The following is an 11122-nucleotide window of genomic DNA, read 5'->3' on the forward strand; positions in this document are numbered from 1 at the left end:
TCTGTCTCCGCCTCGATGCCGGGAAGCTCCGCGAGCAGGGCGGCGATGCGTCGCGAGGGCGGCTCAGGCATCGGCCGTCTCCTTGAACCACGCCTGGAGGTCGAGGGCGGAGATCTCGCCGAGGAGGTCGGCGAGCGCCCGGCTCGCGCGGTCGAGCACGGCTTCACCGAGCTCTGGCGTCGCCGCGGCGGCGTTGCCGACGGCACCTGCGGGGTTCAGATCCTGCGCCTGCCAGCCGAAGGCGACGGCGCCGCCCGCGCGCAGCCCCGTGTGGGCGTCCCAGGCTTCCGTCCTGTTGCGGAACTCACGCGCGGCGTCGGGGCGGACGCGATCGGGCGCGAGCGCGAGCATCAGCGCCGTCTCCACCTGGCCGGCATGAATGCCGAACCGGAGCTCGTTGGCCGGAACGAGTCCGGAAGGCGGCGCGAGACGGTTCCAGAGGCAGGTGGCGGCGAAGATCCGGTGGCGGATGCGCAGGCGCCGGCAGACGATCTCCGCCGCCTGCGGCTGCCCGCCATGGGCGTTCAGGAGAAGGAGCTTGCGCACGCCTGAGGCGGCGACGGAGGCGCCGATCTCCGTCCAGGCCGTGATCGCCGTTTCCGGCGAAAGCGAGAGCGTCCCAGAATACCGGTCATGCTCGACCGAGACGCCGATCGCCTGGGTGGGCAGAACAAGCACCGGAAGCTCGTCCGGAAGAAGCGCGAGCGCGCGGGCGAGAACGCCTTCGCAGATCGTCGTGTCGACCGAGACGGCGAGATGCGGCCCGTGCTGCTCGGTCGCGCCGAGCGGCAGCACGGCCACGGTGCGGTCACGGTCGAGCGTGCGGAACTCGGGGGAGGTGAGCTCGGTCCAGAACCGTTTCGGCTGCGCCATGGCTCAGCTTCCCGTCGCGTAGGCCGCCTCGACCGAGCGCGTCGCCCAGAAGGTCATACGCCTCTCGAGGATCGCGAACAGGGAGTACATGGCGATCCCCATCGCCGCGACGACGAGAAGGGCGGCGAAGACGAGCGGGATCTGGAACCGGGAGGAGGCCTGGATCATCAGATACCCCACGCCCTCGTTGGAGCCGACCGTCTCGGAGATGATCGAGCCGACGAAGGCAAGCGTGATCGCGACCTTGAGCGAGGCGAAGAAGTAGGGGGCGGCGCGCGGCAGACCGACCTTGCGCAGGATCTCGACTCGGCTCGCGCCGAGGCTGCGCAGAACGTCTCGAAGTTCGGGCTCGAGGGTGGCGATCCCGGTCGCGACATTCACCGTGATCGGGAAGAAGCTGATCAGGAAGGCGGTGAGCACGGCCGGGACGGCACCGATGCCGAACCAGATGATCAGCACCGGAACGATCGCCACCTTCGGTACCGAGTTGAACCCGATCAGAACCGGCAGAAGCGCGCGGTAGGCGACAGCCGAGGAGCCCACCGCGACGCCGAGAGCGACGCCGCCAACCACAGAGAGCGCGAACCCCGCAAGCGTGGTGGCCAGCGTGTGCAGGGCGTGATGCGCAATCGGCCCCGAGAACTCGGCAAGCGAGGCGAACACGGCCGAGGGAGCAGGAAGGACGAAGGGAGGAAGGCGCGCGGCGAGGACGAGGACCTCCCAGGCGATGAACAGCCCCGCCACCACGAGCCAGGGCATCACCGCCGCCTGAAGGCGCGGGCTCATCACGTCGCCGTCCTCGCCGCGGCGATGCGCTCGCGCAACGCATGCACGATGTCGACGAAGGCCGGCGTGAAGGATGCCTCGAGGTCGCGCGGCCGCGGCAGAGGCACGGCGCGGGTCTCAATGATCCGCCCCGGCCGGGCGCTCATCACATGCACCGTGTCAGCGAGATAGACGGCCTCGCGCAGATCATGCGTGACGAGGATGCAGGTGAAGCGTCGCTCGAGCCAGAGGTCCTGCAGAACCGCCCAAAGCTCCTCCCGGGTGAAGGCGTCGAGCGCCGCGAAGGGCTCATCGAGCATCAGGAGCTCGGGCTCGTGGATCAGAGCGCGGCAGAGGCTCGCCCGCTGCTGCATCCCGCCCGAGAGCTGCCACGGATACTTGTCCTCGAAGCCGGCGAGGCCGACCGTCGCAAGCAGGGCGCGCGCGCGCGCGACGTGCCGCTCACGGTCGCGTCGGAAGGTGGCCTTGTAGGGGGAGACGATCTCGAGGGGGAGGAGCACGTTCTCGAGCGTGGTGCGCCAGGGCAGAAGGGTCGGGTTCTGGAACGCCATGCCGACGATCTTGAGCGGGCCGGATACCTCCCGCCCGCCCACGATCACAGCGCCTTCCGAGGCCGGAGCGAGCCCGGTGACGAGCTTCATCAGCGTCGACTTGCCGCAGCCCGAGGGCCCGACGACGGCGGCGAACTCGCCGCGCCGGATGGCGAGATCGAGCCCTGAGACGGCGAGCGTCCCGCCCGCCCCGCCATAGCGTAGCGCCACCCTTTCGAGGCTGACGAACCGCGCCGCGGCATCAACCACGGGGGGAAACCCGTGCACGACGCCTCACTGTGCCACGGCGAGCGCCGCCGCCTCGGGCAGGAAGCGCGGGTCGTAGATCTCCGAGGCGGCGAGCGGGCGGGCGATGTTGAACGCCTCGCGCACGATGTCGATCGACCGCTGCAGCCGGGCCATGTCGATCCTGCCGAAGCCGTTGGCGACCACGTGCGGGGTGAAGGTGAGCTCGCGGAAGCCGAGCTCCATCCGCTCGCGCTCCACCGCCTCGTTGATCAGCGGGTCGCGCCGCTTCAGCGCCGCGATCGCAGCTGCCGGGTCACGCCGCGCCTCGTTCTGGCCGCGCACGATCGCGGTGATCAGGCCCGTGACCGCGCGCGGGTTCGCCTCAGCCCAGCGCCGCGTCATGAGCAGCGATGTCGAATAGAGGTCGACGCCGTAGTCGCCGTACCTGAACGTCACGATGTCATCCGCCGGAACACCGGCGGCGCGAAGCGACAGGATCCCCGACGTGATGAAGCCGGTGATGGCGTTCGCCTGGCCCTGGACGAGCATCGTCTCGCGCAGCTGGGGCGAGACCGTCTGCCAGCGCACCGAGTTGAGGTCGAGGCCGACGGCGCGGGCGAAGGCGGGGAAGAGCTGGCGGCCCGAATCGGTCTCCGGTGCGGCGAGGATCTTGCCGGCGAGGTCCTGCGGCCGGCGGATGTTCTGGCCCTTGAGAGTCATCACCGCGAGCGGGCTTGCCTCGTAGATGATGAAGGGGGTGAACAGTGTGCTGTCAGGGTTCTCGAGGCGCAGGCGGATCGTCGGGTTGATGTCGGCGATGCCGACGTCATAGGTGCCGGCGGCGATCTTGATCGGAACGTCGCCCGAACCGAAGCCGCGGTCCATCGTCACGTTCAGCCCCTGGTCGCGGAAGTAGCCGCGCTCAAGAGCGAGCAGGAAGGGCGCCTGCGGGCCCTGGAAGGCCCAGTCGAGGCTGAACTTCACGTCGGTCGCGGCCGCGGGCAGGGAAGCGGCGGCAAGCGCAAGCCCGAAGGCGGCAGTGCGAACAACCCCCATAGTGAGCTCCCTTTTCTCACGTCGCGGGGCGTTCGATCGCCCCCCCAGTCGTCCAAAGTTAAGCAACCGGCGTGCCGGGCGCACCATCGCAGCGCCCCGGTCTGCGCCCCGATCGACTCGGCCTGCCCTGCCCTTGCCGCGGCAGCCTGCCCAAGCCGTGGGCACCACGGCAACGGTCACGCGGCGACGGCGCCCGTATCCTCGACGATCCGTCCATCGACAAGCCGAACCTGACGCCGCGCCCGCGCGGCGAGCGCCGGATCATGTGTCACGACGACGATGCTCCGTCCGTGCTCGGCGACCAGGGTCTCAAACAAGTCGAACATCGAGGCGGCGTTGCGGCTGTCGAGATTGCCCGTGGGCTCGTCGGCGAGCACGAGAGCGGGGTCGTTGGCGAGCGCCCGCGCCACGGCCACGCGCTGGCGCATGCCGCCCGAGAGTTCCTCGGGCAGTTTCGCCATCGCGTCCGCAAGCCCGAGCCGTTCGAGCAGCGCCTCGGCACGCGCCCGAAGCGCTGCCTCCTCGCCGCCTAGGCGGCGCATCGGCAGAAGCACGTTCTCGAGCGAGGTGAATTCCGGCAACAGGAAGTGGAACTGGAACACGAAGCCGAGCCGCTGCCTGCGCAGCCGCGCGAGCGCCCCTGCAGAGAGGCGGGCGGTGTCCTCGCCGTCGATCAGGACATGGCCTTCCGTCGGCCGGTCGAGCAGGCCGAGGAGGTAGAGAAGCGAGGACTTGCCCGAACCGGACGGGCCGGTGACCGCGACGAACTCGCCCCGTCCGATCGCGAGATCGATCCCCCGAACGAGGGTGACGGGCACCGGGCCCGGAAGCGTCCGCGTCACGCCGCGCGCCTCAAGCAGCGGGCTCATGCCGCCCCCCGCACGATCTCGACCGGGTTGAGAGAGGCCGCACGCCGCGCAGGAACGAGGGCGGCGACCGCGGCGGCAAGGAGAGCGAAGCCCCCGCCCGCGAGATAGGGCCAGAGTTCGCGGGCGAGGATGAACCCTCCCGTGCCGCGGATCACCCCTCCCGCCTCCTCGAACCGAACCTGGGACAGGCCGAAGATCAGCCCCTCGCCCACGAGAGCGCCCAGCACAGCGCCGGCCGCGCCGACGAGCACGCCCTCGATGGTGAAGATCCGCAGGATGTCGCCTTCGGTGAAGCCGAGGCTCTTGAGTATGGCGATGTCGCGCGCCTTTTCGTGCACCACGGTCGAGATGATCGAGTAGATGCCGAACGCGGCCACCAGCAGGATCGCGCCGACGACGCTGAACATGATCGCGTTTTGGATCACGAACAGCGACAGCACGTTCCGGTTCGCCTCCTCCCAGCTCTCCGTTCGCCAGCCATGCGCCGCCTCGATCCGACGCGCGAGCGGCTCCGCACCGCGAACGTCGTCGAGCCTGAGGCGGATCGCATTGATCACGTTGGGGCGGTTCTGAAGCACCTGGGCGAGCTTGAGCAGCACATAGGCCTCGCCGTTGTCGATCGCGGTGATCCCGGTCGCGACGAGGCCGACGACCTTGAACGCGCGCGCCGTGCCGGAGGCGGCGACCGCGGTGATGGTGTCGCCGATCCCGGCGCCGAGGCGCTCGGCAAGCCCAATGCCGAGGATGATGCCGTTGGCGGTCGCGCGCAGGTCCTCGAGCCGCCCGGCGATCATGTCCTTCTCGATGTTGCCGACGCGCCGCTCCCGCGGCGGATCGATGCCGGCGATGGTGGCGGTGACGTCGCGCGAGCCGTAGCGCAACAGCGCCGCGCCCCGCAGCCCCGGCGCGACCGCGACACCGGGGATCGTTTCGAGCTCGGCGATCAGCCCGCGCGCGTTGCGTATCCCGCGCAGCTCCTCGCGTGGCTTCACCCCGCGCACCGAGACCGCCCCGTCAGGATGCGCGAGCACGGCGGGCTGGAGCCTCGGGGCACGGTGCTCGTCCTTGATGGTGATGTGGGGGGCGACGTCGATCACCTGCGCGACGAAGTAGGTCTGGAAGCCGCGCATGAGCGAGGTGACGGCGATGAAGAACCCCACACCGAGGGCAACCCCGAGCACCGAGACGAGCGTCTGCCGACGCCTCCGTCCGAGATGCCGAAGCGCGATTGTCGCGGCCAGCATGGCCGGCCCTCAGCGTGCGGCTGCACCGCTCGGCAGCCGCACGCGGCCGCCGTCGACGAGCCTCGGAGAAGGGTCGAGAACCACGCGCTCGCCCGGGCTGAGGCCGTCGCGGATCTCGACGCGGCGCGCCCCGCGCACCCCGACCACCACCGGAACCCGGCGCACCACCTCGCCCTCGAGCACCCACACCGCCCCGCCGGCGACGGCCGCGTCCGGAACGAGCACGGCGGAGGCGGTCTCGCGGACGATGATGTTGGCCTCGACCGTCATGCCGATTCGGAGCTTCGTGTCCTCGGGCAGGGCGATCCGCACCCGGTAGACCTTCAGTCTTGGGTCGCCCGCCGGCGTGATCTCCGCGACCTCCCCCGCCATCACCTCGCCCTCGAAGGCATCGGCGCGGATCAGCACGCGCTGGCCCGGGTGAACGCGCGGGATGTCCTCCTCGTCCACCTCGGCAGTGACGCGAAGCGGCCTTGGTTCGCCGACGATGAACACGGTCGCGGTGGTGTCGACCACCTCGCCGATCTCGCCGTCGCGACGCAGCACCACCCCTGCCATCGGAGCGCGCAGAACCGTATCGGCAAGGCGATGGCGGAAGGTCTCGACCACGGCCTCCGCCGCGCGCGCCTCGCTTTCGGCGCGGTCGAGCGCCGCGCGGGCGATGATCTCGCGTGCGGCAAGCGTGCGCAGACGCAGCGCTTCCTCGCGCAGGAAGGTCGCGCGCGCTTCCGCCTCGCGGAGCTGCGCCTCGAGCACCGTCGCATCCAGCCGGGCAAGCACCGCGCCGGCTTCGACGCGCTGCCCCTCTTCGGCGAGGATCGCGACGAGACGGCCCTTCACGGCCGGGCCGATCCTTGCCCAGGACACCGGCTCGACGGTTCCGGTCGCGTAGACCGCCTCGAGTGCCGGGCCGGTGACGGCGACGGCGGTCGCGCCGACTCGAGGCGGCAGGCTCAGGGACCACCAGCCCGCCGCTGCCGCCGCGGCGAGCACGGCGAGAAGCGCAAGCCGCGTCAGGAGTTTCCGCATCGCCGCAAGCCTAGCACGGGCATCCGCGCGCGCCTTGTCCTCGGTCAATCACCACGGGGCTTCGCCGCCGCAGGCGTGCCGCGGTCGCCGCGTGACCGCCGCTTCTGCGCCGTGGAAGGGCCAAAGGCGCGAGCGTATCGTGGCGCACATGAGAGCTCGACCGGGGACAGCCATGGCCGCGCCGCGCCTGCTTGCCAAGACCGACCTCGCGGCCTTCACCCCCGTTCTCGAGGGTGGCCGTCCCGCGATCGAGCAGCATGCGCGTCTTGTCGCCCTGCTCGCCGCACGGGGGCTGCCGACCGGCCTGTTCGCCGAGCCGGTTATCACCCGCGGGCCGGATGGCGCTCCCGCCTCCGTCTCCTGGTATGGCGAAGCTGATGCCGACCCGGTTCCGCTGTCTTCGCTCTCCCCGGCGCGGCGTGCGGAGGTAGAGCGCTCCCTCAGCTTGACGCTCGCCGCGCTGCGTCCGGCGCTCGACGACCGTGATGCCGGCGGCCTGCTCCGTCGCGCTCTCCTGATCGCGGAGCCGGATTCGATCCTCGCCGTCGATGGCGGGGTGGTGCTCGCTGGCTGGGGGCTCGTGGCGAAGGGAACCGGAGAGCAGCCGGAGGCGCTGGCCGGGCGGCTTCGGGAAGGGCTCGGCCGGTACCACCCCGCTCTCGCCTCCGCAGGCCCCGGCTTCTTCACGGGCGCCCCGCTCGCCGCTCCGCCCTCTCCCGCCGCCCCGCCTGCGCCGGCGGCCGCGCCCGCGGTGCCGCGACTCGAGACCGCCACAACGGCGTCGGCTCCCCCGCCCTCTCCGCCTCACGCCGGCGCCCGCGGCGGCGGGGGCCGGCCGGCGTGGTGGTGGATGCTTCCCGCCGCGCTCGCGATCGCGCTCCTGTTCCTGCTGCTCGGCGTCTGGCTCGGCTTGCGGATGTGCACCGCCGAATTCGCCGGGCGTGAGCTCCGCGCCGGGGTGGTGGACGAGGCGGAGGCGCGGGCGATGATCGCCCGCCAGCGCGAGGCCAACGCGCGGCTCGAGCGCGAGATCGCCGCCGCGCGCGCCGCCCTGCAGGGCGAGATCTGCCGCCCCGCGGGGCCGCTCGCGCCACTCGCACCGCGCGAGGAGGGAGGGGCATCGGAGAAGGGAACGGCGCCCAAGCCCCTGCCGATGCAGGGCGGCGCGGCCGGGGCCGAGGGGGCGGAGAAGGCGCCCGAGGAGCCCGCCCCCGCGCCGGCCCCGCGCTGAGTCGGCCGGACCATGGCTGAGACGAGCCTGATCGCGACGACGGCGGCCGAGGGGCTTCGACCCCTCGCCGTCGGCGGGCAGACAGCGATCGGCGCAGTGTGGCAGATCACGGCCCATCTCCGGCGCGCGCGCGGGGCCGATCACGCCGCCCTGTTCGCCGAACCGTCGCCAGACGCCGCGCGCGGCACGATCGACTGGTACGCCCCGGGCGTCGGCGAGGCAGTGCCGCTCGCCTCGCTTCCGCCCGAGACGCGCGCCTCGGCCGAGGCAAGGCTTGCCGCGCTCTTTGCCGACATCGCCGCCGAGGCAGCCGCGCTCAAGGCATCGGCCAGGGAAGGGGACAGGCTGTTTGGCGAGCTGCTCTCGCTTGCCGTGCGCGTGCCCGACCCGTCCTTCATCCGCGTGCGCGGCACCATGCCGGTGCTCGTCGCCTGGGGGCACGAACGAGGGGGCCGCTCGGTCGGACCCGAGCTCCTCGAGAAGCCGACCGACCTCCCGCCCATCCGGCGGCCGATCATGATGCCGCCGGCACGCACGCTGCCCGCCCGCACGGCCTGGCCGTGGCTTCTGCTCGCGTCTCTGCTCGCCCTGCTGCTCCTCGCCCTGCTCCTCTTGCTCTGGCGAAACCCGTTCGGCTGGTTCGTCCTCGCCCCTCCCGCCTGCACTCTCGAACGGTCAGGCGTTGCCCTGCTCGAGCAGCAGCGCCAGGAGACCGACCGGTTCATCCACCTGCAAGAGGACCTTGCGGCGGCGCGTCGGGCACTCGGCGAGGCGCGGCTCGCCTGCCCGCCGGTCCGGCGCGAGGCCGCCCCCGCGCCAACGCCGCCGACGCCCCAGCGGAACGAGGACGCGGAGCGGGCGCGCGCTCAAGGCGGGCGCGAGGGCCACGTGCAGGTGATCCTCGCCTGGGATGATCCAAACGACCTCGACCTCGCCGTCATCTGCCCGGACGGGCAGAGGATCTATTTCGAAAATCGAAGGGCGTGTGGAGCGGAGCTTGACGTCGACATGAACGTCGAGGGAGGCCCGCGCGGGATCTCCACCCGGCCGGTCGAGAACATCACCTGGCCCGCCCAGCCCGCTCCGGGGCGATACCGGATCGAGGTCACGCACTACAGCCGAAACCCGGGCGGGCCGGTCTCATCCCCCTTCCGGGTTACGATCCGACGCCCAGGTCAGCCGGACCAGGTCCTGCGCGGAACGGTGTCGCCTGGGCAGACCGTGCGGATCGGCGAGTTCACCGTGCCGTGAAACGCCATCTGATCCATCGCGACCGGCGCGCGGCGTTCACGCCCCTCCTTCCGCCAGGCTGGGACGAGGCGCGCGCCCGCGCCGAGCTCTCGGCGCTCGCCTCGCGCACGCTCGGGCCAGCCTGGGCAGGGATGTTCCCTGCCGCCGAAGTGGAGGGCGAGATGATCGCCTGGACCGCCGAGGGCGAGAGCGTCGTCCGCTACACCGAGCTTCCGGCGGAGGAGCGGGAGCGGCTCCGCGCCTCGCTCGGGGCGGCGTTCTCGGAACTCCGCCGCGCCGCGGAGCGGGAGGGAGGCGAGTTTCCGGCTCTCGTGCGGGCCGCGCGCGAGATCCCGGCCTGGGATTTTGCCGCCGTGGTCGATGGCCTGCCGGTGGTCGCGGCATGGGGCCATGCGGCGGCGGGGGCAACGCCGCGTGGGCTGATCGCCGCGCTCGATGACGGGGTCCCCGCCACGCCGCCCTCGACCTTCCCCACCGTGCCGGTTTTGGCGACTGTGGCAGCGCTCGCCTTCCTCGGCCTCCTCGCGTGGCTCACCCTCCCCTGGTGGGGCTGGATCGCGACACCGCCGATGCCTGCCTGCCGCGCCGACCCGGCAGGCCTTGCCGCGCTGCGCGGCCTGCTCGCCGAAGAAGGCCGGGAGGCGGAGCTTGCGGCCGAGCTCGCACGGCTCCAGGGCGAGCTCGGCCTGCGCCAGGCGGAGTGCCCGATCCCCGAACTCCCACCCGAGCCGCCGCCGCAGCGCGCCGAGCGGCCGCCTCCCCCGCCTCGGCCGGAACCGCGGCCCGTGCGCCCGCCAGACGCTGAGCCCTGCGATGTCGAGACGCGCTCGGGCGGGCGTGGCGTGACGCGAACACGTCACTATCTGGGCAATCGGCCGGGGCAGGTGACGCTCACCTACAACACACGCATCGAACCCGACCAGATCGACGTCTATTATCGTGGCCGCCTGGTGAGCAGCACCTATCGGCCGGTGAGCGGGCGGGGGCAGATCAGCTTCCCCTACCAGCCGACCGGAGGCGGGCCGGAGGCGAACGTGGTTGAGGTCGTGGTGACGGGCTTCGGGCTCACGACCCTTTGGAGCTACTCGATTGGCTGCCCGCGCTGAGGCGGGCACGGAGCGGTCGCCGCTCCGACACGGCCGCGCCATCATGGTGTGGCAAGGATGACGGGATGAGGAACGACCGGATGGCTCTCGGCTCTTTCGCTCTCGTGGCGATGATCGCGGCGGCGACCGGAGAGGCGCGCGCGCAAGCTGCGCGAGCCGAGCCGGCGGAGGAGAGCGCTGTCGCCGCCGTGCTGCGCCGCGCCGGCGTGGCGCCGACCAGGGCCGCCGTCGAGGGGCGTGACCCGAAGGCACGGGCGGAGGCGCTCGATGCGCTCGAACGCTCCTATCCCCTGCCGAGAACCGTGCTCGACCTCGAGAACCGCCTGCCACCCGACCCGAACCGGGTGATGGACCAGCTCGGCCTCGTCCGCCGGCTAGGCGCACCGGTCACCGACCTCTCCGGGTCCATCCCCACAGCGAGGCAGATCACTGATGCGCTTGCGCCCCGCTGATCCCCGCCGCCGCGCGCTCCTGATCGGCGCGCCCGCCCTGCTCGCCGCCTGCCAGGCGCCGAACGAACAGGCCGCCCGGATCGCGCAGATGACGACCCGCGGCGTGGTGCTGACGGTGAACTTCGACCTCAACTCCTACGCCATACGCCCCGATGCGGCCGAGGCGCTCGAGCCGCTCGCCGAGGCGCTGCGCGACCCGGTGCTCGAGGGGTTCACCTTCGACATCAACGGCCATACCGATGCGACCGGACGGCTCGGCCGGAACATGGCGCTGTCGGAGCTTCGCGCGGCGTCGGTGGTGGATTTCCTCGCCGCCCGCGGCGTGCCGCGCACGCGGATGCGCGCGCAAGGCTTCGGGCCGCTGCAGCCGCTGACACCGGCCAACCCGCGCGCGGCGATCAACCGCCGCGTCGAGGTGTTCGCCGTCCCTCCCGGAGGATGACGAT

The 11122-nt window shown here is 71.9% G+C and carries 12 protein-coding genes; 5 read left to right on the forward strand and 7 right to left on the reverse strand.

The window, feature by feature from the left end:
• Positions 1 to 63 precede the first annotated feature (63 nt).
• The 7 genes from KO353_RS02560 to KO353_RS02590 form a co-directional block, all read right to left on the reverse strand.
• Positions 64 to 873, reverse strand: coding sequence for a creatininase family protein (locus tag KO353_RS02560; protein WP_218286210.1), 810 nt, complete (start codon positions 871 to 873; stop codon positions 64 to 66).
• A gap of 3 nt (positions 874 to 876) precedes the next feature.
• On the reverse strand, positions 877 to 1659 hold the full coding sequence (locus KO353_RS02565; protein ID WP_218286211.1) for an ABC transporter permease: 783 nt from the start codon (positions 1657 to 1659) through the stop codon (positions 877 to 879).
• The gene (locus KO353_RS02570; protein ID WP_235691992.1) at positions 1659 to 2477 is read right to left on the reverse strand and encodes an ABC transporter ATP-binding protein; all 819 of its coding nucleotides are present in this window, start codon (positions 2475 to 2477) and stop codon (positions 1659 to 1661) included. The genes KO353_RS02565 and KO353_RS02570 overlap by 1 nt, the downstream gene beginning before the upstream one ends.
• A gap of 6 nt (positions 2478 to 2483) precedes the next feature.
• Positions 2484 to 3494, reverse strand: a complete 1011-nt coding sequence (locus KO353_RS02575) for an ABC transporter substrate-binding protein (protein ID WP_218286212.1) — start codon at positions 3492 to 3494, stop codon at positions 2484 to 2486.
• Between the two features lie 176 nt (positions 3495 to 3670).
• A complete protein-coding gene (locus tag KO353_RS02580) occupies positions 3671 to 4363 on the reverse strand; it encodes an ABC transporter ATP-binding protein (RefSeq protein ID WP_218286213.1) in 693 nt (230 codons plus the stop codon).
• On the reverse strand, positions 4360 to 5607 hold the full coding sequence (locus KO353_RS02585) for an ABC transporter permease (protein WP_218286214.1): 1248 nt from the start codon (positions 5605 to 5607) through the stop codon (positions 4360 to 4362). Before KO353_RS02585 ends, KO353_RS02580 begins: the two co-directional genes overlap by 4 nt.
• 9 nt (positions 5608 to 5616) lie before the next feature.
• Positions 5617 to 6636 (reverse strand): efflux RND transporter periplasmic adaptor subunit, encoded by a 1020-nt coding sequence (locus KO353_RS02590; protein ID WP_218286215.1) that lies wholly within the window; start codon positions 6634 to 6636, stop codon positions 5617 to 5619.
• A gap of 172 nt (positions 6637 to 6808) precedes the next feature.
• Between KO353_RS02590 and KO353_RS02595 the strand changes: the two genes are divergently transcribed.
• From KO353_RS02595 to KO353_RS02615, 5 genes are all read left to right on the forward strand, one after another.
• Positions 6809 to 7867, forward strand: a complete 1059-nt coding sequence (locus KO353_RS02595; RefSeq protein ID WP_218286216.1) for a hypothetical protein — start codon at positions 6809 to 6811, stop codon at positions 7865 to 7867.
• Positions 7868 to 7879: 12 nt separating this feature from the next.
• Positions 7880 to 9118 (forward strand): hypothetical protein, encoded by a 1239-nt coding sequence (locus KO353_RS02600; RefSeq protein ID WP_218286217.1) that lies wholly within the window; start codon positions 7880 to 7882, stop codon positions 9116 to 9118.
• Complete coding sequence (locus tag KO353_RS02605; protein ID WP_218286218.1) at positions 9115 to 10224, forward strand: hypothetical protein; 1110 nt, start codon at positions 9115 to 9117, stop codon at positions 10222 to 10224. The genes KO353_RS02600 and KO353_RS02605 overlap by 4 nt, the downstream gene beginning before the upstream one ends.
• A gap of 80 nt (positions 10225 to 10304) precedes the next feature.
• Positions 10305 to 10676, forward strand: a complete 372-nt coding sequence (locus tag KO353_RS02610; protein WP_218286219.1) for a hypothetical protein — start codon at positions 10305 to 10307, stop codon at positions 10674 to 10676.
• Positions 10657 to 11118, forward strand: a complete 462-nt coding sequence (locus tag KO353_RS02615; protein WP_218286220.1) for an OmpA family protein — start codon at positions 10657 to 10659, stop codon at positions 11116 to 11118. The genes KO353_RS02610 and KO353_RS02615 overlap by 20 nt, the downstream gene beginning before the upstream one ends.
• The last annotated feature ends 4 nt before the right edge of the window (positions 11119 to 11122 follow it).

Source organism: Elioraea tepida (assembly GCF_019203965.1).
Classification (GTDB): domain Bacteria; phylum Pseudomonadota; class Alphaproteobacteria; order Acetobacterales; family Acetobacteraceae; genus Elioraea_A; species Elioraea_A tepida.

Coding starts and splice junctions, on each gene's coding strand:
- KO353_RS02565 (WP_218286211.1), bottom strand. CDS start 1,659: ATGAGCCCGCGCCTTCAGGCGGCGGTGATGCCCTGGCTCGTGGTGGCG.
- KO353_RS02585 (WP_218286214.1), bottom strand. CDS start 5,607: ATGCTGGCCGCGACAATCGCGCTTCGGCATCTCGGACGGAGGCGTCGG.
- KO353_RS02595 (WP_218286216.1), top strand. CDS start 6,809: ATGGCCGCGCCGCGCCTGCTTGCCAAGACCGACCTCGCGGCCTTCACC.
- KO353_RS02575 (WP_218286212.1), bottom strand. CDS start 3,494: ATGGGGGTTGTTCGCACTGCCGCCTTCGGGCTTGCGCTTGCCGCCGCT.
- KO353_RS02580 (WP_218286213.1), bottom strand. CDS start 4,363: ATGAGCCCGCTGCTTGAGGCGCGCGGCGTGACGCGGACGCTTCCGGGC.
- KO353_RS02600 (WP_218286217.1), top strand. CDS start 7,880: ATGGCTGAGACGAGCCTGATCGCGACGACGGCGGCCGAGGGGCTTCGA.
- KO353_RS02590 (WP_218286215.1), bottom strand. CDS start 6,636: ATGCGGAAACTCCTGACGCGGCTTGCGCTTCTCGCCGTGCTCGCCGCG.
- KO353_RS02615 (WP_218286220.1), top strand. CDS start 10,657: ATGCGCTTGCGCCCCGCTGATCCCCGCCGCCGCGCGCTCCTGATCGGC.
- KO353_RS02610 (WP_218286219.1), top strand. CDS start 10,305: ATGGCTCTCGGCTCTTTCGCTCTCGTGGCGATGATCGCGGCGGCGACC.
- KO353_RS02560 (WP_218286210.1), bottom strand. CDS start 873: ATGGCGCAGCCGAAACGGTTCTGGACCGAGCTCACCTCCCCCGAGTTC.